Below are 26,023 nucleotides of genomic sequence, written 5' to 3' on the forward strand. Positions count from 1 at the left end.
GCTGGCGGGCGGCCCCCGAGCGCCATCCGGGTTGGATGATCGACTGCTTGGAGGTTCGACGCCCGACCTTAGTGACCTTTCTGTGATCGGTTCAAATCCTTGTAGGCAAAATCTCGACCGCATCGCACATTCTTTACGGGTTCCGTACGCGCGGTGAGGACGACACGACACCCGGTAGCGCCCAAGTGGTGAACAGCCATGTCATGTACGGGCGTTCGACGTCATCCGGACCTAATCCGACACTCCGGGCACAACCCCTGAACGGTCCGGCGCCGGCGCCGGACGGGGTGGGACCGCACAGGAGTGCCGGCGGCCCGGCGGACCGGAGGCACCGGGGCGGGCGTCCTCAGACGCGGGCGAGGCGGCGCAGCAGCAGCGTCGAAGCCACCGGCCGGGCACCGGCCTTGGCCACGCCGTCGGCCACCTCGCGGTCCGCGGAGACCACCACGATCTGCCGGCCGGGCGGCTCGGCCCGCACCAAACGGCGGATCAACTCGTCCGCGGTCTCACCGGACTTGGAGAACAGCACCCGCACCCCGCGCGGTGGCGCGAGCAACACCGGCCGGTCCAGGTCGGCGCCGTCGAACACACAGGTCACCTCGGCGCCGCTCTGCGCGGCGAGCGCGGCGAGCCCGCCCAGCAGCCGCAGCCGCTGTTTCTCCAACGGCATCGACGGATAGCCGGTCTTGGTGACGTTGTAGCCGTCGACGACCAGGTGGGCCTGCGGCAGCGCGAGCAGCTGGTCGAGCAGGGCGGGATCGGTGTCGGACAGGGCCCGGGTGGCGATGTCGCGGGCGCTGAACTGCCCGGGGGCGACCGCGTCCACGGTGTCGGCGGGCAGCACGCCCAGGGTGTCCCGCGGCGGCAGGGCCAGTTCGCGGCGCAGGCCGGCGGCCGCGTCGAGCACGGTGTCCAGCAGCAGCCGCAGCCGCACGTCCTCGGTGCTGCGGCCCTCCCGGGCCGCCTTGCGCCCGGCCTCCACCACCGACTCGGCCTCGGCCAGGCGGGCCCGCAGCCGGCGGGCCTCACTGTCCGCGGCCGCCTTGTCGCGGGCGGCGGCCGACCGCGCCTCGTCCAGCTCGGTCTGCAGTTTGCGCTGCGCGGCCTCGGCGCGTTTGACGTCGCTCTGCGCGGCCCGCAGCTTGCGGTGCAGCGCGTCGCTCTCCTTGCGGGCCGCCTCCAGTTCGCCGCGGGCGCGGGCGGCCTCGGTGCGGGCATGGGTGTGCAGGTGCTCCACCTCGCCGCGCAGCGCCGCGAGTTCGCGCAGGGCCTCCTCGTCGGCGCGTTCGGCGTCGGCGCGCTGCGCCTCCTCGCCGGCGGTGGCCACGAGCTTGGCCCAGCCGGCCGGGCGCAGCAGGTACGCGGCGGCGGCGACGTCCAGCGGGTCGGCGGCGGGCGGCGGGGTGCCGGCCTCCAGCGCGCCGGTCAGCTCCGGCTGCGCCTCACTGAGCTTCGCGGCCACCTTCTGCCGGAACGCGGCGTCGGACTCCAGCGCGGCGGCGAGCGCGGTCGCCGCGTACTTCACACGTCTGGAGGGGGTGAACCGGGCGTAGGGGCGCAGCGAGACGGGCAGCTCGGGGTAGGTGAAGCCGCCGAACGCGTCGGCGGCGAGGGTCACGACGCGATGCCGGACGCCCTCGGGCAGCGGTCGGTCCAGCAGGGGCTCGCCGTCGCCCGGCTCAGCCTCGTCCGGCTCAGCCTCGTCCGGCTCAGCCTCGTCCCGCGTCCGCTCCGCGCCCGCTTCGGCGCCCGGAACGCCGTCGCTACCGTCCACCACTCACTCCCGTCCGAGGTCCGCACCGAGCGGATGCCCGTCGGTGCCGGTCGGATCGGCAACGGACCTCCTCGCGGTACCGCCCCCCCTTCGATCCCTGCGGCCGCCGCCTCCCGATTCCATTGTCCCCGTTAACCGCCGTCAACCGTGCCCGGACGGGTTCTCCGCGCCGTCAGCACGGGCGCGTGTCCCGGTCACCCTATGGCCTCGGCGGTCCGGCGCGCTGCGGCGAGGCGACCTTTGCCGGTTCCGCCCCATCCGTCATGATCAGTGCATGGTCATCCCGGTGTACGACAAGAACCCGGTCCGCCGCACGCCGGTCGTGACGTACACGTTGATCGCCCTGTGCACCGCGGTGTTCCTGCTCGGCCCGCTGTCCGGCTTCACCCCGTCGTACGGGCACGGCCACGCGCTCCAGTGCGAGCAGGCGGCGTACTTCGACCGCTGGGGCGTGATCCCCGGCGAGCTGTTCCACGGGCAGTTGCCGGTCGACCGGCTGCCGTTGCCGCAGGGGTGCCCGGTGCCCGCGCCCTACACCAAGGTGCCGTTCCTGTCGGTGTTCACCGCGATGTTCCTGCACGGCGGCTGGCTGCACCTGATCGGCAACATGCTCTTCCTCTACGTCTTCGGCGACAACGTGGAGAACCGCATGGGCCGCGTCAGGTTCGCGCTGTTCTACCTGGCCGCCGGGTACCTGGCCACCTACGGCTTCGCGCTGGCGCACACCGAGGACACGCAGAGCCTCGTCGGCGCCTCCGGCGCGATCTCCGGGGCGCTCGGCGCCTACCTGTACCTGTATCCGAAGGCGCGGGTCACCAGCCTGTTCCCGTTCCTCTTCTTCATCCCGCTGCGGTTCCCGGCGTGGATGGTGCTGGGCTTCTGGTTCGTGCTGCAGTGGCTGGCCGCGCAGACCGCGCGGGGCGGGCCCGGCGTCGCCTATCTGGCCCACGTGGTGGGCTTCGCCTTCGGGTTCCTGTGCGCATGGGTCTGCTACCGGCCACGGCGTAAGGTGAGCCTCGTCATCAGGTCGACCCAAGGAGACATCCCGCCGTGATCACCGCGATCGTTCTCATCAAGACCTCCGTCGACCGGATCCCGGAGATCGCGGAGGCGATCACGGCGCTCGACCACGTCAGCGAGGTCTACTCGGTGACCGGCACGTACGACCTGGTCGCGATGGTGCGGGTGGCCCGGCACGACGACCTCGCGGACGTGATCCCCGGCCGGATCAGCAAGATCCCCGGCGTCGAGGTGACGGACACGCACGTCGCGTTCCGCACCTACAGCCAGCACGACCTCGAGGCCGCGTTCGCCATCGGCCTCGACGCCTGAGCCCTCACCGATCCGCCGCCGCTCCTGCCCCCGCGGCAGGGGTCACGCCTTGACCGGGACGCAGCGGCCGGCCTCGGTGCGGTAGCGCCAGGCGGCGCCGTCCCGGACCAGGGAGCGTGCCGCCTCGACGAAGCGGACCACGTGCTCCTCGGGCGTCCCCGCGCCGAAGCTGACCCGGATCGCGTTCAGCGAGGTCTCGCCGGGCGCGGCGTCCGGCGCCCCGCACTCCCCCGGCTCGCCCTCCGCCGCGTCCAGCAGCACCCGCACCAGAGGGTGCGCGCAGAACAGCCCGTCCCGCACGCCGATGCCGTGCTCGGCGGACAGCGCGGCCGCGAAGTGCGAGCTGTTCCAGCCCTGGACGACGAACGACAGCACGCCCACGCGCGGTGCGTCGTCCCCGAACAGCGACAGCACCCGCACCTCGGGGATCCCCGCGAGCCCGTCCCGGAGCAGCCCCAGCAACCGCTGCTCGCGGTCGGCCAGCCGGTCCAGCCCGGCCTCGGTCAGCGCCCGGCAGGCGGAGGCGACGGCGTACGCGCCGATGACGTTGGGCGAGCCGGCCTCGTGCCGGGCTACCGAGGTGTGCCACTCGACGTCCACCGTGCCGTCGGCGGCGCGGCTGACGGTGCGGGTGGCGCCGCCGCCGGCCAGGTACGGCTCGGCCTCGCGCAGCCAGTCGGCGCGTCCGGCGAGCACGCCGGAACCGAACGGCGCGTAGAGCTTGTGGCCGGAGAACGCCGCCCAGTCGACGTCGAGTTCGGCGATGTCCACCCGGTGGTGCGGCGCGAGCTGCGCGGCGTCCAGCACGATGCGGGCGCCGTGCCGGTGGGCGGCGGCGGCGAGTTCGCGGACCGGCCAGATCTCGCCGGTCACGTTCGAGGCCCCGGTGACGCACACCAGCTTGGGCCCCTTCGGCGCGCCGTGCAGCGCCACGTCGAGCGAGGCCACGGCCTGCTCGGGCGTGCGCGGCGCGGCCAGACAGGTGACGTCCGCGCCCCTGCGCCGCCACGGCAGCAGCGAGGCGTGGTGCTCGGTCTCGAAGACGAAGACCTGCGTGCCGGCGGGCAGCGCGGCGGCCAGCAGGTTCAGCGAGTCGGTGGTGGACCGGGTGAACACCACCTGGTCGTCCTCGCGGCAGCCGAGGAACCGCGCGACGGTCTCGCGGCTCTGCTCGAACAGGTCGGTGGACAGCTGGGAGAGGTAGCCGGCGCCGCGGTGCACGCTGCCGTAGTAGGGGGCGTAGGCGGCCACGTCGTCCCACACGCGCTGCAGGGCGGGCGCGCTGGCGGCGTAGTCGAGCGCGGCGTAGGTCACCTCGCCGCCGGTGACCAGGGGCACGGAGACGTCCCGGCCGAGGACGGGAAGGGGCGCACCGATCTCGGTGGCGACGGGGGCGGCGGTGGTCACGGTCATGGCGAACTCCCGGAGGAAGGCAGGCCGAATCAGCGCCCGCCGGGGCACGCCCGGACATGCGGCGGCACGCGCGGCGGCGCTGAAAGCACTGGATGAAGGCGAGATGGACCAGAAACGCTGGACGGCGGTAACGCGGTGAAGACGCGGAAGCCGGGGCCGACAGGCCCTATCGCATTCGCTTGCTCAAGACAGAACTCCCCATGTCCGGCTTGCTGCGAGCCTTGCTGCTCACAGCCTGGTCATCACCCGGGGCACCCCGCCTCGGACGGAGGGTTGCCGGACAGCGAGCCGGGGCCTTTGCGCTGTCACTCGTGACCTGAAAAGCATTGTGCCATACACGTGCCCGCGTGCAAGGTGCCGTCCGTACCGTGGACGGACGGCACCTGGGGCCGCCGTGGGCGGCCGGCACGCGTCAGACCTGGGTGGCCGCCGCCCAGCGTTCGAGGACCGCGGCCGCCGCACCGGAGTCGATGGACTCCGCGGCCTTGCCGAGGCCGGCCGCGATCTGCTCCTCCAGCGGCACGTCCCGTGGCTCCAGAGCGGCCAGCGCCGCCGCGGAGTTGAGCAGCACGGCGTCCCGCACGGGCCCGGTCTCCCCCGCCAGCAGGCGGCGGGCCACCTCCGCGTTGTGGGCCGCGTCGGCGCCGCGCAGCGCCTCCACCGGCACCAGGGGCAGGCCGACGTCCCGCGGGTCGAACGCGCGCTGCTCGACCTTGCCGTCGCGCACCACCCACACCTGCGAGGTGGCCGTGGTGGTCAGCTCGTCCAGGCCGTCGTCGCCGCGGAACACCAGCGCGGACGAGCCGCGTTCGGCCAGCACGCCGGCCATGAGGGGCGCCATGCGGAGGTCGGCGACGCCGGTGGCCTGGGCCCGTACCCGCGCCGGGTTGGTCAGCGGCCCGAGGAAGTTGAAGCTGGTGCCCACACCCAACTCGGCCCGGGCCTTGGCCACATGGCGCAGCGCGGGGTGGAACCTGACGGCGAAGCAGAAGGTGATGCCGGCCTCCTCGGCGACCTGGACCACCCGTTCCGCGGACAGTTCCAGGTTGACGCCGAGCTTCGCCAGCACGTCGGAGGCGCCGCTCGCGGACGAGGCCGCGCGGTTGCCGTGCTTGACCACCTTCGCTCCGGTGCCGGCCACCACGATCGCCGACATCGTCGAGATGTTGACGGTCTTCGCCCGGTCACCGCCGGTCCCGACGATGTCCACGCTCGGACCGGGCACCTCGATGGTGTGGGCGTGCTCGTACATCGCGCGGACCATGCCGGAGAGTTCGTCGACCGTCTCCCCCTTGGCGCGCAGCGCCACCGCGAACCCGGCGATCTGCACGTCGGTGGCCTCGCCGCTCATGATCCGGTCCATGGCCCACGCGGTGTCGTCCGTGCTCAGGTCGCGGCCGGCCATCAGGGCGCTCAGCACCTCCGGCCAGGAACGAGAAGCCGTCGTCTCGCCTCCGGCGGGTGTCACAACGCTCATGGGTCACGCTCCTGAAAGGGCGGCGGAAGGGTCATCGAAGGGTCCGGTACCGGTCCTCTCACCCTATCGGCCCGGCCCGCCCCGCAAGAGCGGGCCGGCCCGGCACCCCTCGCGGGATGCCGGGCCGGCCCGGTGTGTGGCGACATGGCGCCGATGCGGCGCCGAGGTGGTCCGGTCAGTGGCTGCCGGAACCCGAGGTGATCTCCTCGTGGTGGCCGTGGCCCGCCAGGACCTCCTCGTACTCCTCCGCCGTCGGCTTCGGAATCTGGCTGTGCTCGCCGTAGAAGTTGCGGGACATGCGGGCCTGCAGCTTCTCGACGGGGTTGGTCTTGCGGGCGACACCGTTCTCGTCGACCGCGGGGCCGAGCTCGATCGGCGCCGGCTGGGCGTGCGCGGTGAGCACGTGCAGCTGCTGCTGCGAGAGCGGCTCGTGCACCTCGATGAACTCACCGTGCGGCAGCCGCTTGATGATGCCGGTCTCGCGACCGTGCAGCACCTTGTCGCGGTCGCGCCGCTGCAGACCCAGACAGATCCGCTTGGTGATCCAGTACGTCAGCACCGGCAGCACGAAGAAGCCGATACGGACGAACCAGGTGATCGCGTTGATCGACAGATGGAAGTGGGTGGCCCAGATGTCGTTGCCGCCACCGACGAGCAGCACGAAGTACAGGGTCAGCCAGGCCACGCCGAAGCCGGTGCGCACCGGGCGGTTGCGCGGCCGGTCCAGGATGTGGTGCTCACGCTTGTCGCCGGTCACCCAGGACTCGATGAACGGGTAGACGGCGATGGCGAGCAGCACCAGCGGGAAGATCATCAGCGGGATGAAGACGCCGAGCACCAGGGTGTGGCCCCAGAGCCTGATCTCCCAGCCTGGCATCACACGGATCAGGCCCTCGGAGAAGCCCATGTACCAGTCGGGCTGTGCTCCGGTGGACACCTGGTCCGGCCGGTACGGACCCATGGTCCAGATCGGGTTGACGGTGACCATCGCGGCGATCGCCGAGATGACGCCGAAGACCAGGAAGAAGAAGCCGCCCGCCTTGGCCGTGTAGATCGGCAGCAGCGGGGTGCCGACGACGTTCTTCTCGGTCTTGCCCGCACCCGGGAACTGGGTGTGCTTGTGGTAGAAGATCAGGATCAGGTGGGCGGTCAGCAGACCGGCCATCAGACCCGGCAGCAGCAGGATGTGCACCGAGTAGAACCGGGACACGAAGTCGTGGCCGGGGAACTCGCCGCCGAAGAGGAACATCGACAGGTAGGTGCCGACCAGGGGGGTCGACAGGATCGCGCCCTCCATGAACCGCACGCCGGTGCCGGACAGCAGGTCGTCCGGCAGCGAGTAGCCGGTGAAGCCGGTGAACATGCCGAGGAACAGCAGCGTCCAGCCGAACAGCCAGTTGATCTCGCGCGGCTTGCGGAACCCGCCGGTGAAGAAGACGCGCATCATGTGCACGATCATGCCGGCGATGAAGATCAGGGCGGCCCAGTGGTGGATCTGCCGGACGAGCAGACCACCGCGGACCTCGAAGCTGATGTGCATGGTCGACGCGTACGCATCGGACATCCGCACGCCCTGCAGTGGCGCGTACGGGCCGTGGTAGACGACCTCGTTCATGCTCGGGTGGAAGAACAGCGTCAGGTACACACCCGTGAGGATGAGGATGACGAAGCTGTAGAGGCAGACCTCACCGAGCATGAAGGACCAGTGGTCCGGGAAGATCTTGCGCAGGTTCGACTTGGCCAGCTTGTAGAGGCCGAGCCGGCCGTCGGTCCACTCGGCGATCCGCTCACCGGGGTGGGTGGCCTGCCGGCTGGACGGCGATTCGGTCGTAGTACTCATGAGCGCTCCCAGAAAGCCGGGCCGACGGGCACCGCGAAGTCACCGAGGGCGACGAGGTTGCCATCGCCGTTCACACTGATCCGCAGCTGCGGCAGGGGGTGACCCGCCGGGCCGAAGATCACTCGGGCACCGTCGGAGAGGTCGAAGGTCGACTGGTGGCAGGGGCACAGTACGTGGTGCGTCTGCTGCTCGTAGAGGCTGATCGGGCAGCCGACGTGCGTGCAGATCTTGGAGAAGGCGACGATGCCCTCGTGTCCCCACTGGGCCTCGCGCTTGTCCTTGATGTCCTCCGGCTTGAGCCGGACGATCATCAGGGCCGCCTTCGCGATCTGCTGCTGGAAGTCCTCGTCGCTCTCCTGGAGCCCCTCCGGCTGAGCGAAGGTCAGGGAGCCGACGACGACGTCCTCGGGACGCAGGGGCTTGTTCGTGTTGCTGTTGATCAGCACCTTGCCCTTGGCCCACAGGGTGTGGAAGAGCTTGTCCTCCGGCAGCGGTCCCAGGTCGCGCAGCAGGACCACTCCGGCGAGCGGGACGAGAGCCATCGCGCCGTACATCGTCGTCCGGATGAGCTTGCGCCGGCCGAAGCCGCTCTCCCGGGCGCCGGTGATCCACTGCTGGCGGATGTTCTCGCGCAGTTCGTCGTCGGCGTCGGCGCGGTGCCGCTCGTCGACGATCTCCTCGTCGCTCATCAGCGTCCGGGCCCAGTGCACGGCACCGACGCCGATGCCGAGCAGGGCGACCGCCAGCGTCAGGCCGAGCGAGAAGTTCAGCGCGCTGACATGCCCGAACGGGAAGATGTAGACGATCTTGTCCACCGGGAAGATGACGAAGCACGCGATGAACGCGATCGTCCCGAGCATCGACAGGGTGAACAGGCCCGCGACCACTCGCTCGGAGTGCTTCGCGGCCTTCTCGTCGATGTCCTGGCGGCGGTACTCGTGAGGCGGCAGGCCCGGGTTGGCGAACGGGTCGTGCTGGACCGCGTCGCCGGAGTGGGCGCCGTGCGCACTCGGCAGGTTCTCTGACACGTCTTTGTGGGATCCGAATTCGTCGCTCATGACTTCTTGGCCTTAGCTGTCCGTGCGGCCATCCAGACGGCGATGGCGATCAGCGTGCCCAGGCCGAAGACCCAGGCGAACAGGCCCTCGGACACCGGTCCGATGGTACCCAGCGTGAAACCGCCGGGGTTGGGGCTGTTGGCGCTGTCCACCTCGTGCAGGTACGCGATGATGTCGGCCTTCGCGTCCTGCGGCATCGTCGAGTCGGGGAACGACGGCATGTTCTGCGGGCCGGTCTGCATCGCCTCGTAGACGTGCTTGGGATCCACACCCTTCAGGCTCGGCGCGAACTTGCCGTCCGTCAAGGCACCGCCCTTGCCAACGAAGTTGTGGCACTGCGAGCAGTTGGTGCGGAACAGCTCGCCGCCCTTGGCGGCGTCCGCGCCGGCCGGGCTGTACTGGTCCTTGGTGGGAGCCGCCGGACCGGGACCCAGCGACGCGATGTACGCGGCCAGCAGGTCGATCTGGGGCTGGGTGTAGATGTTCTTCTTCTTCGGGATCTGCGCGCCCGGCTGCTGGGCCGGCATGCGGCCGGTGCCGACCTGGAAGTCCACCGCCGCGGAGCCGACGCCCACCAGGCTCGGGCCGTCGGAGCTGCCCTGGCCGGACTGGCCGTGGCAACTGGCGCAGCCGACGGAGTACAGCTTCTTGCCCTGCGTGATGGCCAGGGACTGCGCGGAGTCGTCGGCCTGCGCCTTGGGCGCGGGCGCGAGCGCGGCGTACAGCCCCCCGGTGGCCACGAGCGCGAAGAGTAGGACGACAAGCGCCGCCAGCGGGTGGCGCCGTCGTGCGGAGAGCTTTTTCACGATTACCCCGGTGTCAGGATCTCTTGTGTCGATGCTTCTGGATGGGTCCGTCCCGCGTGGGGGCGGCTGTTGACGGACGCGGCCGACTACTTGATCAGGTAGATCGTGGCGAAGAGGCCGATCCAGACGACATCCACGAAGTGCCAGTAGTAGGACACGACGATGGCCGCGGTGGCCTGCTGGTGCGTGAACCGCTTGGCTGCGTAGGTACGCCCGAGTACCAGCAGGAACGCGATCAGACCGCCCGTCACATGCAGCCCGTGGAACCCGGTCGTCAGGTAGAACACCGAGCCGTACGGGTCGGAGCTGAGCGAGATCCCGTCCTTCTTGACCAGGTTCGTGTACTCGAAGATCTGCCCTCCGATGAAGATCGCGCCCATGATGAAGGTCACGATGAACCAGGAGCGCAGCTTCTTCACGTCACCGCGCTCGGCGGCGAAGACGCCCATCTGGCACGTGAAGGAGGAGAGCACGAGGATCGTGGTGTTCGTCGCGGAGAACGGCACGTTCAGCGCGTCGGCGTGTGCCTTCCAGAAGTCGGCACCCGTGACCGACCGAAGGGTGAAGTACATCGCGAAGAGGGCCGCGAAGAACATCAGCTCGGAACTCAGCCAGATGATGGTTCCGACGCTGGTGAGGTTCGGCCGGTTGACCGACGGGTGCGCGTGCCCGGTTTCTACTGCTGTTGCTGTCGCCACGTCCGACATTATGTCGGTCGCTTATCTGGCACTCACTCCGGGGGGTCCCCTTCGGTGTGTCAAGGCCCCTGTGGGACCCGCTCGGCCTAGTCAGCCGTTCGCTCGAACGAAGGATGACGCCTCGTCGGACACTTCCGCGCGGTCCCGCGCCGCTGCCGCGCGGCTCCCGTGAAGGGCACGGCGAAGACCCCCGTGAGGGCCGTCGCGACGGCCCTCACGGGGGCCCTGCGCGGGCGTGGATCTCCGTGCTCCGGGATCTCCCTCCGGGCCCCCGGGCGGAGTAGCATCCGAGAGAGCTTGAGAATGCGTTCACGAGGGTGTGTACGAGGAGGAGAGCCAGATGCAGGCGACCGCCACGGTGCTGGTCTACAGCGACGACGCGAACACCCGGGAGCAGGTCCGGCTCGGCGTCGGCCGCCGGCCCGCCGCGGATCTGCCGCCGGTGGAGTACGTCGAGTGCGCGACGCTCCCCGCGGTCCTCACCGAGCTGGAGCGCGGCGGCATCGACCTCTGCGTGCTCGACGGCGAGGCGAACCCCGCCGGAGGCATGGGCGTGTGCCGCCAGATCAAGGACGAGATCTACCAGTGCCCGCCGGTCCTGGTGCTGATCGGGCGCCCGCAGGACGCCTGGCTGGCCACCTGGAGCCGGGCCGACGCGGCGGCCACCCACCCGGTGGACCCGGTGGCGCTGAGCGAGACGGCCGCGGAACTGCTGCGCTGGCGGGTCGCGCCGACCGGCAAGGCCGTCGCGACCCGCTGACCGCCCGCTCGGGGCGGCGTGAGCGCTGCTGAGGGGCCGGCCGGCCCGCTCAGAGTGCCTGCGGCTGCAGCCGGGCGGGGTCGGTCGTGGGCCGGCTGCCCGCGTCCAGCTCGCCCGGGTCCTGGCTGGGACTGGGGCTCTGGCTCTGGTCCGGAGTCGGGCTCTGGCTCTGGCCGGGGTCCGGCTCCTGCTGCTTGGGCGCGCCGGTGACACCGCCGCCGCCGCTGAGCGCACTGCCCTGCTTCCACTGGGACCAGCTGAGGTTCCAGTCGCCGAAGCCGTTGTCGAACGGCGTCATCGTCGGGCCGTGGCTGTTGACCACCCGGACGATGTCGCCCTGGCGCACGTGGTCGAAGAACCACTCGGCGTTCTCGGTGCTCATGCCCGTGCAGCCGTGGCTGACGTTGGCGACACCCTGCGAGCCCTCGGACCAGGGCGCGGCGTGCACGTACTCACCGCTCCAGGTGACCCGGGTCGCCCAGTACACGGGCAGGTCGTAGGCGTCGGCGCCGCCGATGCCGACGGTCTCGCTCTTCATCTGGACGAACTGCTCCTTCTCCAGCACGACCTTGATGCCGTTGCGGGTGTCGAAGCCCGGCTTGCCGGTGGTGACCGGCAGCGTCTTGACGACCTTGCCGTCGTCCTTGAACGTCATCTGGTCGGTGGCCGCGTCCGTGATCGCCTCGATCCGGTCGCCGGTGTGCACGGTGAGCGGCTTGTCGGCGCCGCCGTACAGCTTGTCCTGGACCTTGACGCCGCTGAGCGTGCTGCTCACGGTGATGGCGGCGTTGGTGGGCCAGTACGTCTGCGGGCGGTAGTGCAGGGTCTTGTCGTCGACCCAGTACCAGGAGCCCTGGGAGGCCCTGGGAACGGAGCTGACCCGCAGGTTGGCCTCCACGGCGGCGCGCGCGGCACGGTCGTGGACCGGCTTGCTGAGCGTGGCGGTGATGGGCTGGCCGACGCCGTAGGTGCCGGCGTCCGGGCCGAACGTGACGTGCAGGCCGGCCCCGGCGGAGGTGGTGTCGAAGCTGAGCACCTTGCGGCCGGGATGGCCGTCGGAGTCCTCGGTGCTGACGCGCACGGTGTAGTGGGTTCCGGCGGCGAGCGGGGCGGTGGAGTGCCAGCGCAGCCCGTCGGCGCTCAGTTCACCGCGGACGAAACGCCCTGCGGTGTCGGTGGCCGTCACGTCGGTGATCCGGCTGCCGTCGTCCTTGACGGACACGTCCAGTGGCTTGTTCGGGTCTGCCTTACCGCCGGCGGCGGTCCCGTACACGACCTTGGCCGCGGCGTCGTACGGGGAGGCGGCGAGCGGGTTGCCGCCGCTGCTGCAGGCGGCGAGTCCCACCGCCAGCGGGGATATGGCTATCAGGAGCGCGCAGCGCGACGCCAACCGCGCCCCGCGGGGGTTGTCCCCGGTGCGAATGTGGGTCATACGGACACGCTAGGAACGGACCGGGCGGGGCGCGCGCCGAGCGGGTGCAAACGGGGGGCGGGGCAAGGGGACACGCCGTGGAATCCCCCGGACGGCCGCCGCCACCGCGGGGCACGGGCACCGTGGTGGGCCGCCGGCGGCACCGTGGTGGGCCGCCGGCGCCGTCCCCGCACACCCCGGGTACGACGCGGGCGGGCCCGGACACCGAGGTGGTGTCCGGGCCCGCCCGCTATCGCCTGTCGGGTGCCCCTACTGCGTGCGGTCCTCGCCGCGGTAGTACTCGAACACCCAGCCGTACACGCCCACCAGGATCACCGGCAGGGAGAAGAACAGCAGCCACCAGCCGAAGATGATGCCGAGGAAGGCCATCGAGCCGCCGACGCCCAGGGCGAGCGGCTGCCAGCTGTGCGGGCTGAAGAAGCCCAGCTCACCGGCGTCGTCGGCGACATCGGCGTCGTCCCGGTCCTGCGCGCCGTTGTCGGCTCGCCGGGCGGTGAACGCCAGGTAGAAGCCGATCATGGTGCACAGGCAGAACGCGAGCACGAGCGCGGTGGTGCCGGCCGGCTCCTTGGACCACAGACCGTAGATCACGGCCATGACCAGGATGAAGAGGGCGAAGCCGGCGAACATCTTGCCTTGGATCTTCACTCTCCGGCCTCCTTGCCCTCAGTGCCGGACAGCGACGCGCGGCCCGCGCCGTGCGCGGCCAGCTCGTCCACCGCGGCGATCTCCGGGTGGTGCAGGTCGAACGCCGGGGATTCGGACCGGATCCGCGGCAGGGTGAGGAAGTTGTGGCGCGGCGGCGGGCACGAGGTGGCCCACTCCAGCGAACGGCCGTAGCCCCACGGGTCGTCGACCTCGACCTTCTTGCCGTACTTGGCGGTCTTCCAGACGTTGTAGAGGAACGGCAGGATCGACAGGCCGAGCAGGAAGGACGAGATGGTCGAGATGGTGTTCAGCGTGGTGAAGCCGTCCGCGGCCAGGTAGTCGGCGTAGCGGCGGGGCATGCCCTCGGCGCCCAGCCAGTGCTGGACGAGGAAGGTCCCGTGGAAGCCGAAGAACAGCGTCCAGAAGGTGATCTTGCCGAGCCGCTCGTCGAGCATCTTGCCGGTCATCTTCGGCCACCAGAAGTGGAAGCCCGCGAACATCGCGAACACCACGGTGCCGAACACGACGTAGTGGAAGTGCGCCACGACGAAGTACGAGTCCGAGACGTGGAAGTCCAGCGGCGGGGCCGCCAGGATCACGCCGGTGAGACCGCCGAAGGTGAAGGTGATCAGGAATCCGATCGCCCACAGCATCGGTGTCTCGAAACTCAGACTTCCCTTCCACATGGTGCCGATCCAGTTGAAGAACTTCACACCGGTCGGTACCGCGATCAGGAAGGTCATGAAGGAGAAGAACGGCAGCAGCACACCGCCGGTGACGTACATGTGGTGCGCCCACACCGTCACGGACAGACCGGCGATGGAGATCGTCGCCGCGACGAGGCCGATGTAACCGAACATCGGCTTGCGGGAGAAGACCGGAATGACCTCGGAGATGATGCCGAAGAACGGCAGCGCGATGATGTACACCTCTGGGTGGCCGAAGAACCAGAAGAGGTGCTGCCACAACAGCGCTCCGCCGTTGGCGGCGTCGAAGACATGCGCCCCGAATTTCCGGTCGGCCTCCAGGCACAGCAGCGCGGCGGCCAGCACCGGGAAGGCGAGCAGGACCAGGACGGCGGTCAGCAGCACGTTCCACACGAAGATCGGCATGCGGAACATCGTCATGCCCGGTGCGCGCATGCAGATGATCGTGGTGATGAAGTTGACCGCACCGAGGATGGTGCCGAAGCCGGACAGCGCCAGGCCCATGATCCACATGTCCGCGCCGACGCCGGGCGAGTGCACCGCGTCCGACAGCGGGGAGTACGCGAACCAGCCGAAGTCCGCCGCGCCCTGGGGCGTGACGAACCCGCCGACCGCGATCAGCGAGCCGAACAGGTAGAGCCAGTAGGCGAACATGTTCAGCCGCGGGAACGCCACGTCGGGCGCGCCGATCTGCAGCGGCATGATCCAGTTGGTGAACCCGGCGAACAGCGGGGTCGCGAACATCAGGAGCATCACGGTGCCGTGCATCGTGAACGCCTGGTTGAACTGCTCGTTCGACAGGAACTGGTTGCCCGGCCGGGCGAGCTCGGCCCGCATGAGCAGCGCCATGACGCCGCCGATGAGGAAGAAGGCGAACGACGTCACCAGGTACAGGCTGCCGATGGTCTTGTGGTCGGTGGTGGTGAGCCACTTGACCACCACCGAGCCGGGGCTCTTGGTGCGGACGGGAAGCTCGTCCTCGTACGAGTCGTCGGCCTCGGCCGCACCGTGAGGTTCGTTGAGAATACTCATGTGGTCTTGGGCTCCGAGTTCTTCGCGTTGCCCGTGGTGGGAATACCTGCCGGGATGTATCCGGTCTGGCCCGCCCTGGCCAGGTCCTTGAGGTGCTGCTGGTACTGGGCGGGTGTCACGACCTTCACGTTGAACAGCATCCGCGAGTGGTCCTGCCCGCACAGCTCGGCGCACTTGCCCTTGAAGATGCCGAGCTTGTCGGGCGTCACCTGGAACACGTTGGTGTGGCCCGGGATGACGTCCATCTTCATCAGGAAGGGGATGATCCAGAACGAGTGGATCACGTCACGCGAGGTGAGCACGAAGCGCACCGACTGACCCTCGGGCAGCCACAGCGTCGGCCCCGGCAGACCCGTCTCCGGGTTCTTGCTGGCCGGCGTGCCGACCTCGTAGACGCCTTCGGCGCCGGGCGGCAGGTCCAGCTTGTTGGCCGGGATCTCGCGCAGGTTCGGCGGCACGCCGACCGGCGTCGCCGGGTTCCCGTCCACGTTCTCGACGTAGTTGAAGCCCCAGCTCCACTGGAAGCCCACGACGTTGATGACGTGCTGGGGCTTCTTCGAGGTGTCCAGGATCTTCGACTCGTCGCGTGCGGTGAAGTAGAACAGCACCGCGACCACGAGGATCGGGACGATCGTGTACAGGGCCTCAAGAGGCATGTTGTAGCGGGTCTGCGGAGGAACCTCGACCTTCGTCCGGCTGCGCCGGTGGAAGATCACGCTCCACAGGATGAGGCCCCAGACGAGCACGCCTGTCGCCAGCGCGGCGGCCCAGGAGCCCTGCCAGAGCGCGAGGATCCGCGGTGCCTCTTCCGTGGCCGGGCTGGGCAGGCCGAGGCGGGGATAGTCCTTGTAAGAGCAGCCAGTGGCGGTCGCCAGGACCAGGCCCGCGGCCAGCGCCCGCGGCAGCCATCGCCGCACCGGGCGCCGCGACGTGGGGGTACCGCCCACGCCCGTGGGGCCGTGGGGGAGGTCGGAGCCGTTGGGACTCACGTAGCGCCTTCCCGAGAGTCTCGCCCGCGCGTCCGAGTGTTCCGGCCGTCTGCTGGTCGGTCGGCCCGAGCGCGGGCACTGAGGTGTGGATGTTTATGCGGACCAAACCCTACTGGACGCTATTTGGCGCCACGCGGGGAGGGGGTCCAACGCGCCGGGCGGCACCCCGAAGGGATGGAAACCCGCGCTCCGGACGCCTTCTGACACCTCGCCCGCCCCGCGCTGTAGCGTGCTGACGTGTCCTATTTCGACGTGGCTTCGGCCGCTCCGCTGCATCCCGTGGCACGTCAGGCGCTGGTCGCCGCTCTCGACGAGGGGTGGGCCGACCCGGCCCGCCTCTACCGCGAAGGGCGCCGTGCGCGGCTGCTGCTGGACGCCGCCCGGGACGCCGCCGCGGAAGCGGTGGGCTGCCGTCCCGACGAACTCTCCTTCACTCCTTCGGGGACGCGCGCCCTGCACTCCGCGGTCGCCGGGGCCGCCGCCGGCCGGCGCAGGACCGGCCGGCACGTGGTCGTCTCGGCCGTGGAGCACTCCGCGGTGCTGCACGCGGCCGCGCCCTACGACACCACCGAGGTCGCGGTGGACCGCCGGGGGCGGGTGGATCCGGCCGTGTTCGCCGCCGCGCTGCGCCCCGACACGGCACTGGCCTGCCTGCAGTCCGCCAACCACGAGGTGGGCACGCTGCAGCCGGTGGCCGAGGCCGCCGCCGCGTGCCGTGGGGCCGGGGTGCCGCTGCTGGTGGACGCGGCCCAGTCGCTGGCCTGGGGACCGGTGTCGGGCGACTGGTCGCTGCTGGCCGGAAGTGCCCACAAATGGGGCGGACCCCCCGGAGTCGGACTGCTCGTGGTGCGCAAGGGGACCCGTTTCGCTCCCCAGGAGCCCGCGGACGAAAGGGAGTCGGGCCGCGCGCCGGGCTTCGAGAACCTGCCGGCGATCGTCGCGGCCGCCGCGTCGCTACGCGCGGTACGGGCGGAGGCGGCCGCCGAGGCGGCCCGGTTGTCCGCCCTGGTGGACCGGATCCGGGCGCGGGTGCCGCAACTCGTCCCGGACGTCGAGGTGGTGGGGCACGAGCGGCTGCGGCTGCCGCACGTCGTCACCTTCTCCTGCCTCTACGTGGACGGCGAGGCGCTGCTGTCGGGCCTGGACCGGGCCGGGTTCTCGGTGTCCTCCGGCTCGTCGTGCACCTCCAGCACCCTCACCCCGAGCCATGTGCTGAAGGCCATGGGTGTGCTGTCCGAGGGCAACGTGCGGGTGTCGCTGCCGCCGGGCACGGCGGCCGAGGACGTCGAGCGCTTCCTCGCCACGCTGCCGCGGGTGGTGGCGGACGTCCGCGCCCAGACGGGGGCGGACACGGTGCCGGGCGCCGCGAACGAACCAGCCGCGACGGGGAGTTCGGACGACGCGGGCGCCACGGAGCCGGGCGCGGGTCTGGTGGTCGACTCGCTCGGCAAGCGGTGCCCGATCCCGGTGATCGAACTGGCCAAGGTGATCGGCGAGGTACCGCTGGGCGGGCTCGTCACCGTGCTCTCCGACGACGAGGCCGCCCGGCTCGACATCCCCGCCTGGTGCGCGATGCGCGAGCAGGAGTACGTCGGGGAGCGGCCGGCCGAGCGCGGCGCCGCCTACGTGGTGCGGCGCCGCGTCTGAGACCGGCCGGGTCCGGGCCTCCGGTCAGCGGCCGAGGTGCTGCTGCACCTCGGCGGCGGCCGCGTCGCCGTACGCCTTGGTGAAGCGCTCCATGAAGTGGCCGCGGCGCAGCTCGTACTCCTGGGTGCCGAGGGTCTCGATGACCAGGGTGGCCAGCATGTTGCCGACCTGCGCGGCCCGCTCCAGGTCGACGCCCCAGCTCAGGCCGGACAGGAAGCCGGCCCGGAACGCGTCGCCGACGCCCGTCGGGTCGACCTTGGCGTCCTCCTCGGGGCAGTGCACCTCGATGTCCGGCCGGCCCTTGCGCTCGATGCGCACGCCGTGCGCACCGAGCGTGGTCACGCGGGTGCCGACGCGGTCCAGGATCTCCGCGCCGCTCCAGCCGGTCTTGGTCTCGATCAGGCCCTTCTCGTACTCGTTGTTGAACAGGAACGCGGCGCCGTCGAGCAGCACGCGGATGTCCTCGCCGTCCATGCGCGCGATCTGCTGGGAGAAGTCGGCGGCGAAGGGGATGCCGCGGGTCCGGCACTCCTCGGTGTGCCGGATCATCGCCTCCGGGTCGTCGGCGCCGATCGACACCAGGTCCAGGCCGCCGACCCGCTCCGCGACGTGCTGCAGCTCGATCAGCCGGGCCTCGCTCATCGCGCCCGTGTAGAAGGAGCCGATCTGGTTGTGGTCCTGGTCGGTGGTGCAGATGAAGCGCGCGGTGTGCATCACCTCGGAGATGCGCACCGAGGCGGTGTCCACGCCGTGGCGCTCCAGCCACGCCCGGTACTCGCCGAAGTCGTTGCCGGCCGCCCCGACGAGGATCGGCTGTGCACCCAGCTGGCCCATGCCGAAGCAGATGTTCGCGCCGACCCCGCCGCGCCGCACGTCGAGGGCGTCGACCAGGAACGACAGCGACACCGTGTGCAACTGGTCGGCCACCAGCTGGTCGGCGAACCGGCCGGGGAAGGTCATCAGGTGGTCGGTGGCGATGGATCCGGTGACGGCGATACGCACGGCTGCGGGCTCCTGGTACTGGGAGGATCAGGCGGAAGGGCGGGCGGGACGAGCGGGCGGGGCGAGCGGGAGGACCGGGCGGGGAACGCACGGGACACGTGGAAACTACCCGATAGTAGGGCTTTCTCCTTGCGTCCCGCGTGCCTAGGGTCGGGTTCATGGGCGACTACAAGCTGCCACTCGTTCTCCCCTCCGCACCAGTCGGCGAATCCGAATCACTGGAGGAGCTGATCGGAGACTGCCGCCGGATGGCGGAGCGCTGGAAGGCCCCCGCCACGAAGAAGGCCGACGCCGTGGCCCCCGCGGCCCTGCACGGCATCACCGTCCCCGCCGCCTCGGCCCACGTCGTGAGCGGCATGGCGGACTACGGCGACTGACCGCCGGTCCGCCACGCGCTGAGCGGACGGACGGAACCGGATCGCGCGCCACCGCGTCACATCGGCACCTGACGGGAGACAGAGCCGAAGGAGCACGCGGTGAGCACCGAGCGGCACGACCAGAACAGCGACGAGCCGAGCCACACATCCGTCGGGGACTCCCCCACGGGTCCCCCCGTGGACGCCGGCGATCCGGCACACGGGCATCCGCGGGAGCGGACCGGCCGCCGCTCACGCGCGACGGTGGTGGCGGTGGCCGCGGCCGTCCTGCTGGCCGGTGGCGGCGGCGCGTACTGGGCGTCGGCGTCCGGCAGCGGCAGCGGTGACGGCACGTCGCAGACCGCCCTGCAGCCGCTGCGCTTCGACGGCCCCGGCGTGCCCGCGCCGGCCTCCGGCCAGGCGGTGCCCGCGGGCGGCGACACCTACCAGCTGTCCGGCACGTTGCCGAGCGGACCGTCGTCCGCCGCGCTCTACAAGGCGGCCGGGGGCACGGACGAGGCCGCGGTGCGGCATCTGGCATCGCTGCTCGGCTTCTCGGGACCCGTCACCACGATGGGTGACTCCTGGCGCGTGGGCCCGACCGGCGACAGCGGCGGCCCCTCCCTGCTCGTCGGCAAGGACGCGCCCGGCAGCTGGACCTACAGCCGGCTGGGGCCGCCGCCGGTGACGGCCAGGCCCGACGGCACGAGCGCCTCCGGCAACGCGGGCAGCGCGCCGGGTTCGGGCAGTTCGGGCAGCTCCAGCAGCTCCAGCAGCTCGACGGGTTCCGGCAGCTCCTCGGCCGCGAACTCCTCGGGCGCCCTCACCGACGCACCCGGGCCCGTCAGCCCCCAGCGGGCGGAGCAGGCGGCGGCGCCGCTGCTCGGCGGCCTCGGGCTGTCCGGCGCGCGGATCCAGTCGGCGCAGACGGTCGGCTCGCTGCGTCTGGTCGACGCGGACCCGGTGGTCGGCGGGCTGCCCACCCACGGCTGGACCACCACCGTCATGGTGGGCGCCGACGGCCGCATCACCTCCGCGTCCGGACGCCTCTCGCCGCTCGCCAAGGGAGCCACCTACCCGGTGGTGTCCGCGGCGACGGCACTCAAGGAGCTCAACGCGAAGACGTTCGCCCGGCCGCAGGGCGGCACGCGGAGCGCACCGGACACCACCTCGTGCCGGATTCCCGTGCCGACGATGACACCCCTGGCCCCGGGCGGCTCGGGCGGCTCGGGTGACGATCTGCGGCGCGACCTGCCGTGCATCCCCGTCCAGCCGCACCCGGTGCAGGTGCGCGGCGCGGTCTTCGGGCTCTCCTCGCAGTTCGTGGACGGGACGCAGACGCTGGTGCCGTCCTGGCTGTTCGACACCGCGCAGCCCGGCGTGAAGGCCACCTCGGTGGTGGCGCAGGCCGCGGTCGACCCGAAGTACATCCGCTACGGCGGCGGTGTGGTCGAGCCCGGCGGGCCGGCCACCCTCCCCGTCACCCCGCTGCCGGTCGACCCCGGCGGCCCGGTGCGGACCGGTCCCGGCCAGCCGTCCGACCCGCGGGCGCCGCACCCGGTGAAGTTCACCGCGTACCGCGCGCAGGGAACGACGCTGACGGTCACGTTCTACGGTGGCCTGTGCGGCACGTACCGCGCCTCCGCGGACGAGACGGCCACCCAGGTGCGGGTCAGCGTCACCGAGACCCCGGGGCCGGCCGGCAGGGTCTGCCCGATGATCGAGAAGGCCCTCACCGCAGAGGTGTCCCTCAAGCAGCCTCTGGGCACGAGGACGGTGGTGGACACCACAGACGGGCAGCCGGTCAAGGGACAGTGACCCGCTCGCCCACACAGAAGCGGCGGCACCTGGTGGGGGTGCCGCCGCTTCGCTGTCTTCACTTCTTGCCGCTGTCTCGCCTCATCGCTCCGCCGGGGAAGCCCGGCGTAGCCGTCGAGCGACAGCGGGTACCAGCGCCCGGAGGCGAGACGGCGGCAAAAAGTGGCTGCTCAGTGGAAGGAGTCGCCGCAGGCGCAGGAGCCGGTGGCGTTCGGGTTGTCGATCGTGAAGCCCTGCTTCTCGATGGTGTCGACGAAGTCGATGGAGGCGCCGCCCAGGTACGGGGCGCTCATCCGGTCGGTGACGACCTTGACGCCACCGAAGTCCTTGACCACATCGCCGTCGAGCGAGCGCTCGTCGAAGAAGAGCTGGTAGCGCAGACCCGAGCAGCCGCCGGGCTGGACGGCGACACGCAGCGCCAGGTCCTCGCGGCCTTCCTGCTCCAGCAGGGTCTTCACCTTGATGGCGGCGGCGTCGGACAGGAGGATGCCCTCGCTCGCGGTGGTCTCGTCCTGAACCGTCATGTGCTTCACTCCCGGGTTGTACGGACTTCTGGCTATCGGTACCCAACGGGTACCCGCTCGGATTCATTCCGCGCTCTGCCGTTCGGCCGGTCGGCCGCGTCCGCGGGTGACCTGTCCCCTCCATGCTCGCACACGGTCGCAAGGCGCCCTCGTGTGCCGGAGCGGCCGCCGCCCGGCGAATGCGTCACATTGACGAGTTGCCCATCGTCAATGTGACACGAACGGGCTATCATAGATAGTGTCAAGTAGACGAAAAGGTCTGCGCCGCAAAGAAAGGGCTACGGGCCCGTGACCACCACTCAAACGCTGAACGACCCACTGGACGTCCAGCCCACGCCGCTGGCCCTGCTGCTGCTCGGCCGCGAGTCCGACCCGCGCAGCGAGCGCGGCGTCGAGTGCCCGGGAGACCTGCCCGCGCCGTCCGACCCCGACCTGGTCGAGCGGGCCCGGGCCGCGAAGGCCCGGCTCGGCAGCAAGGTCTTCATCCTGGGGCACCACTACCAGCGCGACGAGGTCATCGAGTTCGCCGACGTCACCGGCGACTCCTTCAAACTCGCGCGGGACGCGGCCGCCCGGCCGGACGCGGAGTACATCGTCTTCTGCGGTGTCCACTTCATGGCCGAGTCCGCCGACATCCTCACCTCGGACCGCCAGCAGGTGATCCTGCCGGACCTGGCCGCGGGCTGCTCGATGGCCGACATGGCCACCGCCGAGCAGGTCGCCGAGTGCTGGGACGTGCTGACCGAGGCGGGCGTCGCGGACACCACGGTGCCCGTGTCGTACATGAACTCCTCCGCCGACATCAAGGCGTTCACCGGCCGGCACGGCGGCACCATCTGCACGTCCTCCAACGCGCAGCGCGCGCTGGAGTGGGCGTTCTCGCAGGGCGAGAAGGTGCTCTTCCTGCCCGACCAGCACCTGGGCCGCAACACCGCGGTGCGCGAGATGGGCTTCTCGCTGGAGGACTGCGTGGTCTACAACCCGCACAAGCCCGGCGGCGGGCTCACCGCCGAGGAGCTGCGGGCCGCGAAGATGATCCTGTGGCGCGGGCACTGCTCGGTGCACGGCCGCTTCTCGCTGGACTCGGTGGAGGACGTCCGCGCCCGGATCCCCGGCGTGAACGTGCTGGTGCACCCCGAGTGCAAGCACGAGGTGGTCAGCGCCGCCGACCACGTCGGCTCGACCGAGCACATCATCAAGATGCTCGACTCGGCCCCTGCGGGCTCCAGTTGGGCGATCGGCACCGAGCTGAACCTGGTCCGCCGGCTGGCGAAGGCGCACCCGGACAAGCAGATCGTCTTCCTCGACAAGACCGTCTGCTTCTGCTCGACGATGAACCGGATCGACCTGCCGCACCTGGTGTGGGCCCTGGAGTCGCTCGCCGACGGGACCGTCGTCAACCGCATCCAGGTCGACGCCGAGACCGAGCACTTCGCGAAGCTGGCCCTGGAGCAGATGCTGGCCCTGCCGTAGTCCGGCGGGCAATGATGGATCGGTGATCCTTCGACCCGTCCGGGACGACGAGGAGGACGCCGAGACCGTGCGGATGATCTCGTCCGCCGCTCTCGGTGCCTCCCGCACACTGCCGGGTGACGCGCCCGCCGGCGGCTCCGCAGGTGCCGGTGCCTTCGCCGGGGACGACGCGGCGCGGCAACGCGGCCGCACCCGGCACCTGGCGGCGACCGACCCCGGCGGCTGCTGGATCGCCCAGGACGAGGAGGCCGGGCCGCTGGGCGCGGTGCTCTCCTCCCGGCGCGAGGGAACCTGGGCGATGGGGCTGCTGGCGGTGCTGCCGGGCGCGCAGGGCAAGGGCGTCGGCAAGGCGCTGATGGCCCGGTCGATGGCCTACGGCACGGCGTGCCTGCGCGGTGTCGTCTGGGGCCCGCCGCACCCGGTGGCCGCCCGCACGTACCGCAGGGCGGGCTTCACCCTGCATCCCGCAATGGCGCTCGACGGCGTGGTGGACCCCTCGGGGCTCGCGCCGCTCGACGGCGCCGTCCACCCGGGGACGCCCCGCAGCCGGGACATGATGGACTCCGTCGACCGCCGCACCCGCGGCGGCGCGCACGGGCCCGACCACGAGGAACTGCTGCGCCACCACCGGCTGCTGGTCGTCGACGACCTGGCCGGCAGCGGCTACTGCTACGTCCGTGACGGCGTCGTCGAACTCCTGGCGGCGACCTCGCGCCGGCTGGCCACCCGGCTGCTGACCGCGGCGCTGCTGACGATGCCGCAGGGACGCGCGGTCCGCGTGTCCGGGCTGACCGCGGAACAGGAGTGGGCCGTCGACGTGGGGATCGCCGCGGGGCTCAGCGTCGCCAACGCCGGGTACGTGTGCCTGCGCGGCATGCGGCCCCCGTCGCCGTACCTGCCCTCGCCGTCGTTCCTCTGACCGGCGCCGTTCCCGTGACCGCGCCGTTCCCATGACCGGCGCCGGGCGGCCCGCCGCGGGCCGCGGTCACCAGGGCTGCGGCCGCACCAGCCCCGACTCGTAGGCGGCGACGACCAGTTGGGCGCGGTCGCGGGCGGCCAGCTTGGCCATGGTGTGGTTGATGTGCGTCTTGACGGTGAGCGGGCTGACGCCCAGCCGCTCGGCGATCGCGTCGTTGGACAGGCCGCAGGCGACCTCGACCAGTACCTCGCGCTCGCGGACCGTCAGCGTCTCCAGGCCGGGCACGGCCCGCTCGCCGCCGTCCCCGCCCCGCTGCTGGGCCACGAACCGGGCGATCAGGCTCTTCGTCGCGGCGGGCGACAGCAGCGCCTCACCCCGGGCCACCGTCCGTATCGCGCCCAGCAGTTCGTACGGTTCGGCGCCCTTGCCGAGGAAGCCGGCCGCGCCCGCCGTGATGGCCCGCACCACGTACTCGTCGGCCTCGAACGTGGTCAGCACGAGCACGGCGGTGCCGGCCAGCGCGGGGTCACCGGTGATCTCACGGCTGGCGGCGATCCCGTCGGTGCCGGGCATCCGGATGTCCATCAGCACCACGTCCGGCCGGTGGGCCCTGGTCAGTGCCACCGCCTCGGCACCGTCCACCGCCTCGCCGACCACCTCCATGTCGGGCTCGGACTCCACGAGCATCCGCAGCGCCCCGCGCATCAGCGCCTGGTCGTCGGCGAGCAGCACCCGCAGCGGCCCGGTCCGGGCGGCGGGGTCCCGGTCCGCGGGTCCGGCCGGCGCGTCCGCGCCGGGCCCGGCCATCAGGCGGCCCCGCCCTCGGCGGCCGGCGGGTGGGCGGCCCGCGAGCGCGGCGGCGCGGACAGCGGCAGCCGCACCCAGACCCGGAACCCGCCGCCGGGCCGGGCGCCCGTGCGGCACACCCCGCCGAGGGCGCTGGCCCGCTCGTGCATGCCCAGCAGCCCGTGGCCGCCGGACAGCGCCGGGTCGCCGCCCTCCACCGGGCAGGGCACGCCCTCGGGCACCACGGACTCCCCGCCGCTCTCCGGCGCCGGGCGGGGGCGGGGCAGGGCGGGTGGCGGAAGCAGTGAAGAGGCGGTGCCGGGGGCCCCGTCGTCGTCGACCACCACCTCGAGGGTGTCCCGCTCCCTGCTGATCCGGACCACCGCGCCCGCGTCCGGCCCGGCGTGCTTCTGCACGTTGGTGAGGGACTCCTGGATGATCCGGTACGCGGTCAGGTCCACGCTCGCCGGCAGCCCGGCAGCCGCACGTTCGCGGCCGGGACCGGGACCGGCCGGGAGCGTGCCGCCGCGGTCCGCGGCGCCGCGTGCGCGGCCGCCGTGCTCGCCGCAGCCGCCGGATGCCTCGTCGCTCTCGACGTGGATCTCGACCCGCAGCCCGGCCCGGCGGAACCCGTCCAGCAACTGGTCGAGGACGGCGAGGCCGGGCGCCGGCTCCATGGGCGCCTCGGGTTCACCGGACTGCCGCAGCAGCCCGACGGTGGCCCGCAGCTCGTCCAGCGCCGAGCGGCTGGCCTCACGCACGTGGGCAAGCGCCTGCTTCGCCTGGTCGGGCCGGTTGTCCATCACGTGCGCGGCCACCCCGGCCTGCACGTTGACCAGGGCGATGTGGTGGGCGACGACGTCGTGCAGTTCGCGGGCGATGCGCATCCGCTCCTCGGCGACGCGGCGCCTCGCCTCCTCCTCGCGGGACCGCTCGGCCCGCTCGGCGCGCTCCTCGATCGCGGCGACGTAGGCCCGTCGGCTGCGCGCGGCGTCCCCGGCGGCGGTGGCCATGCCGGTCCAGGCGAACAGCGCGAAGTTGGCCTGGCAGTACCAGGGGCCCGGCCCGAAGGCCATGGCGAGCGCGGTGAGCCCGGTGCCCGCGACCAGGCCGGTGGTCCAGGTGGTGGCCCGGTCCGTGCGGGCGGCCACCGTGCACAGGGCGACGGCCACCGCGAGGACCACGGGCACCCGCCCGTCGATCGGGCTGACCACGACGAACAGCCCGGACAGCCCGCAGGTGACGATCAGCACCGCCCACGGCCAGCGGCGCCGCACGATCAGGGAGGCGCAGGCCAGGGCGGCCAGCGCGCTCTCCAGCGGCCCCAGCCGGTAGGTGCCGACGCCGCCCACGAGGGTGCCCAGCAGCATCACGGCGAACGCCGCGGCGGCCAGACCGGCGTCAGCGGCGTTCTGATGGGCGCGCAGCCACAGGTACGGGCCGCAGAGCGCCTTCCGGGCGGGGTACTGCACGGTAGCCACCGTAAGGGACGGGTACCGCCGCGCCGCACCCCCCGTGGGCGGGACCGGAGG

Annotated in this window: 23 protein-coding genes and 1 riboswitch; of the genes, 8 read left to right on the forward strand and 15 right to left on the reverse strand. The window is 71.6% G+C overall.

Annotated features, from left to right (window positions below):
* Window positions 1-346 precede the first annotated feature (346 nt).
* Entirely contained in the window at window positions 347-1,660 is a 1,314-nt protein-coding gene (locus BMW99_RS10765) for an NYN domain-containing protein (RefSeq protein ID WP_069463234.1), read from the reverse strand.
* Window positions 1,661-2,048: 388 nt separating this feature from the next.
* On the opposite strand from BMW99_RS10765, the gene BMW99_RS10770 reads away from it, so the two are divergent.
* Both BMW99_RS10770 and BMW99_RS10775 read left to right on the forward strand, forming a co-directional pair.
* On the forward strand, window positions 2,049-2,828 hold the full coding sequence (locus BMW99_RS10770) for a rhomboid family intramembrane serine protease (protein ID WP_069463232.1): 780 nt from the start codon (window positions 2,049-2,051) through the stop codon (window positions 2,826-2,828).
* Window positions 2,825-3,106 carry an Lrp/AsnC family transcriptional regulator gene (locus BMW99_RS10775; protein WP_069463231.1) on the forward strand — a complete coding sequence of 94 codons (282 nt, stop codon included), beginning with the start codon at window positions 2,825-2,827 and terminating at the stop codon, window positions 3,104-3,106. The genes BMW99_RS10770 and BMW99_RS10775 overlap by 4 nt, the downstream gene beginning before the upstream one ends.
* A gap of 42 nt (window positions 3,107-3,148) precedes the next feature.
* On the opposite strand, the gene BMW99_RS10780 is transcribed toward BMW99_RS10775, so the two are convergent.
* From BMW99_RS10780 to ctaE, 6 genes are all read right to left on the reverse strand, one after another.
* The gene (locus BMW99_RS10780; protein ID WP_069463230.1) at window positions 3,149-4,519 is read right to left on the reverse strand and encodes an aminotransferase class V-fold PLP-dependent enzyme; all 1,371 of its coding nucleotides are present in this window, start codon (window positions 4,517-4,519) and stop codon (window positions 3,149-3,151) included.
* Window positions 4,520-4,719: 200 nt separating this feature from the next.
* Window positions 4,720-4,836, reverse strand: a riboswitch (SAM riboswitch).
* A 95-nt stretch (window positions 4,837-4,931) separates the two neighbouring features.
* Window positions 4,932-5,996 (reverse strand): anthranilate phosphoribosyltransferase, encoded by a 1,065-nt coding sequence (trpD, locus tag BMW99_RS10785; protein WP_069463229.1) that lies wholly within the window; start codon window positions 5,994-5,996, stop codon window positions 4,932-4,934.
* Between the two features lie 175 nt (window positions 5,997-6,171).
* Window positions 6,172-7,836: a cytochrome bc1 complex cytochrome b subunit gene (gene qcrB, locus BMW99_RS10790; protein WP_069463228.1), complete on the reverse strand. Its 1,665-nt coding sequence runs from the start codon at window positions 7,834-7,836 to the stop codon at window positions 6,172-6,174.
* Window positions 7,833-8,894, reverse strand: coding sequence for a cytochrome bc1 complex Rieske iron-sulfur subunit (qcrA, locus tag BMW99_RS10795; RefSeq protein WP_069463227.1), 1,062 nt, complete (start codon window positions 8,892-8,894; stop codon window positions 7,833-7,835). The genes qcrB and qcrA overlap by 4 nt, the downstream gene beginning before the upstream one ends.
* Complete coding sequence (qcrC, locus tag BMW99_RS10800) at window positions 8,891-9,700, reverse strand: cytochrome bc1 complex diheme cytochrome c subunit (RefSeq protein ID WP_069463226.1); 810 nt, start codon at window positions 9,698-9,700, stop codon at window positions 8,891-8,893. The genes qcrA and qcrC overlap by 4 nt, the downstream gene beginning before the upstream one ends.
* A gap of 86 nt (window positions 9,701-9,786) precedes the next feature.
* The gene (gene ctaE / locus BMW99_RS10805) at window positions 9,787-10,407 is read right to left on the reverse strand and encodes an aa3-type cytochrome oxidase subunit III (RefSeq protein ID WP_069463225.1); all 621 of its coding nucleotides are present in this window, start codon (window positions 10,405-10,407) and stop codon (window positions 9,787-9,789) included.
* Window positions 10,408-10,738: 331 nt separating this feature from the next.
* Between ctaE and BMW99_RS10810 the strand changes: the two genes are divergently transcribed.
* Window positions 10,739-11,158: a hypothetical protein gene (locus tag BMW99_RS10810; protein WP_069463233.1), complete on the forward strand. Its 420-nt coding sequence runs from the start codon at window positions 10,739-10,741 to the stop codon at window positions 11,156-11,158.
* Between the two features lie 49 nt (window positions 11,159-11,207).
* Here the strand turns inward: BMW99_RS10810 and BMW99_RS10815 are convergent, their stop codons facing one another.
* From BMW99_RS10815 to ctaC, 4 genes are all read right to left on the reverse strand, one after another.
* Window positions 11,208-12,590: a L,D-transpeptidase gene (locus BMW99_RS10815; RefSeq protein WP_079138825.1), complete on the reverse strand. Its 1,383-nt coding sequence runs from the start codon at window positions 12,588-12,590 to the stop codon at window positions 11,208-11,210.
* Window positions 12,591-12,839: 249 nt separating this feature from the next.
* Window positions 12,840-13,238 carry a cytochrome c oxidase subunit 4 gene (locus BMW99_RS10820; protein WP_069465953.1) on the reverse strand — a complete coding sequence of 133 codons (399 nt, stop codon included), beginning with the start codon at window positions 13,236-13,238 and terminating at the stop codon, window positions 12,840-12,842.
* On the reverse strand, window positions 13,235-14,977 hold the full coding sequence (gene ctaD / locus BMW99_RS10825; protein WP_069465954.1) for an aa3-type cytochrome oxidase subunit I: 1,743 nt from the start codon (window positions 14,975-14,977) through the stop codon (window positions 13,235-13,237). The genes BMW99_RS10820 and ctaD overlap by 4 nt, the downstream gene beginning before the upstream one ends.
* Entirely contained in the window at window positions 14,974-15,966 is a 993-nt protein-coding gene (ctaC, locus tag BMW99_RS10830; RefSeq protein WP_069465955.1) for an aa3-type cytochrome oxidase subunit II, read from the reverse strand. Before ctaC ends, ctaD begins: the two co-directional genes overlap by 4 nt.
* Window positions 15,967-16,203: 237 nt before the next feature.
* Between ctaC and BMW99_RS10835 the strand changes: the two genes are divergently transcribed.
* Window positions 16,204-17,613 carry a cysteine desulfurase/sulfurtransferase TusA family protein gene (locus BMW99_RS10835; RefSeq protein WP_069465956.1) on the forward strand — a complete coding sequence of 470 codons (1,410 nt, stop codon included), beginning with the start codon at window positions 16,204-16,206 and terminating at the stop codon, window positions 17,611-17,613.
* Window positions 17,614-17,637: 24 nt separating this feature from the next.
* Here BMW99_RS10835 and BMW99_RS10840 read toward each other — a convergent pair whose 3' ends face one another.
* Window positions 17,638-18,615: a carbohydrate kinase family protein gene (locus tag BMW99_RS10840; RefSeq protein ID WP_075016691.1), complete on the reverse strand. Its 978-nt coding sequence runs from the start codon at window positions 18,613-18,615 to the stop codon at window positions 17,638-17,640.
* A 158-nt stretch (window positions 18,616-18,773) separates the two neighbouring features.
* Between BMW99_RS10840 and BMW99_RS10845 the strand changes: the two genes are divergently transcribed.
* Complete coding sequence (locus BMW99_RS10845; RefSeq protein WP_075016692.1) at window positions 18,774-18,992, forward strand: hypothetical protein; 219 nt, start codon at window positions 18,774-18,776, stop codon at window positions 18,990-18,992.
* Window positions 18,993-19,091: 99 nt separating this feature from the next.
* Window positions 19,092-20,789, forward strand: coding sequence for a hypothetical protein (locus tag BMW99_RS41260; protein ID WP_075016693.1), 1,698 nt, complete (start codon window positions 19,092-19,094; stop codon window positions 20,787-20,789).
* 170 nt (window positions 20,790-20,959) lie between these two features.
* Here the strand turns inward: BMW99_RS41260 and BMW99_RS10855 are convergent, their stop codons facing one another.
* Window positions 20,960-21,313: an iron-sulfur cluster assembly accessory protein gene (locus BMW99_RS10855; RefSeq protein ID WP_069462123.1), complete on the reverse strand. Its 354-nt coding sequence runs from the start codon at window positions 21,311-21,313 to the stop codon at window positions 20,960-20,962.
* Window positions 21,314-21,601: 288 nt separating this feature from the next.
* Here BMW99_RS10855 and nadA point away from each other — a divergent pair, with 288 nt between their 5' ends.
* Together nadA and BMW99_RS10865 are read left to right on the forward strand one after the other, a co-directional pair.
* Window positions 21,602-22,786, forward strand: coding sequence for a quinolinate synthase NadA (gene nadA / locus BMW99_RS10860; protein ID WP_069462124.1), 1,185 nt, complete (start codon window positions 21,602-21,604; stop codon window positions 22,784-22,786).
* A gap of 22 nt (window positions 22,787-22,808) precedes the next feature.
* Window positions 22,809-23,705: a GNAT family N-acetyltransferase gene (locus tag BMW99_RS10865; RefSeq protein WP_069462125.1), complete on the forward strand. Its 897-nt coding sequence runs from the start codon at window positions 22,809-22,811 to the stop codon at window positions 23,703-23,705.
* A gap of 66 nt (window positions 23,706-23,771) precedes the next feature.
* On the opposite strand, the gene BMW99_RS10870 is transcribed toward BMW99_RS10865, so the two are convergent.
* A complete protein-coding gene (locus tag BMW99_RS10870; RefSeq protein WP_079176009.1) occupies window positions 23,772-24,512 on the reverse strand; it encodes a response regulator transcription factor in 741 nt (246 codons plus the stop codon).
* The gene (locus BMW99_RS10875; protein ID WP_245791351.1) at window positions 24,512-25,963 is read right to left on the reverse strand and encodes a sensor histidine kinase; all 1,452 of its coding nucleotides are present in this window, start codon (window positions 25,961-25,963) and stop codon (window positions 24,512-24,514) included. The genes BMW99_RS10870 and BMW99_RS10875 overlap by 1 nt, the downstream gene beginning before the upstream one ends.
* Between the last annotated feature and the right edge of the window lie 60 nt (window positions 25,964-26,023).

The sequence above is a fragment of the Actinacidiphila rubida genome (assembly GCF_900110255.1).
Taxonomy (GTDB): Bacteria; Actinomycetota; Actinomycetes; order Streptomycetales; family Streptomycetaceae; genus Actinacidiphila; species Actinacidiphila rubida.

What these genes read in the sequence shown, in the direction of transcription:
- BMW99_RS10770 (WP_069463232.1), top strand. Translation starts at nt 2,049, where the DNA reads ATGGTCATCCCGGTGTACGACAAGAACCCGGTCCGCCGCACGCCGGTC.
- BMW99_RS10780 (WP_069463230.1), bottom strand. Translation starts at nt 4,519, where the DNA reads ATGACCGTGACCACCGCCGCCCCCGTCGCCACCGAGATCGGTGCGCCC.
- trpD (WP_069463229.1), bottom strand. Translation starts at nt 5,996, where the DNA reads ATGAGCGTTGTGACACCCGCCGGAGGCGAGACGACGGCTTCTCGTTCC.
- qcrB (WP_069463228.1), bottom strand. Translation starts at nt 7,836, where the DNA reads ATGAGTACTACGACCGAATCGCCGTCCAGCCGGCAGGCCACCCACCCC.
- qcrA (WP_069463227.1), bottom strand. Translation starts at nt 8,894, where the DNA reads ATGAGCGACGAATTCGGATCCCACAAAGACGTGTCAGAGAACCTGCCG.
- ctaE (WP_069463225.1), bottom strand. Translation starts at nt 10,407, where the DNA reads ATGTCGGACGTGGCGACAGCAACAGCAGTAGAAACCGGGCACGCGCAC.
- BMW99_RS10810 (WP_069463233.1), top strand. Translation starts at nt 10,739, where the DNA reads ATGCAGGCGACCGCCACGGTGCTGGTCTACAGCGACGACGCGAACACC.
- BMW99_RS10815 (WP_079138825.1), bottom strand. Translation starts at nt 12,590, where the DNA reads ATGACCCACATTCGCACCGGGGACAACCCCCGCGGGGCGCGGTTGGCG.
- ctaD (WP_069465954.1), bottom strand. Translation starts at nt 14,977, where the DNA reads ATGAGTATTCTCAACGAACCTCACGGTGCGGCCGAGGCCGACGACTCG.
- BMW99_RS10845 (WP_075016692.1), top strand. Translation starts at nt 18,774, where the DNA reads ATGGGCGACTACAAGCTGCCACTCGTTCTCCCCTCCGCACCAGTCGGC.
- BMW99_RS10855 (WP_069462123.1), bottom strand. Translation starts at nt 21,313, where the DNA reads ATGACGGTTCAGGACGAGACCACCGCGAGCGAGGGCATCCTCCTGTCC.
- BMW99_RS10870 (WP_079176009.1), bottom strand. Translation starts at nt 24,512, where the DNA reads ATGGCCGGGCCCGGCGCGGACGCGCCGGCCGGACCCGCGGACCGGGAC.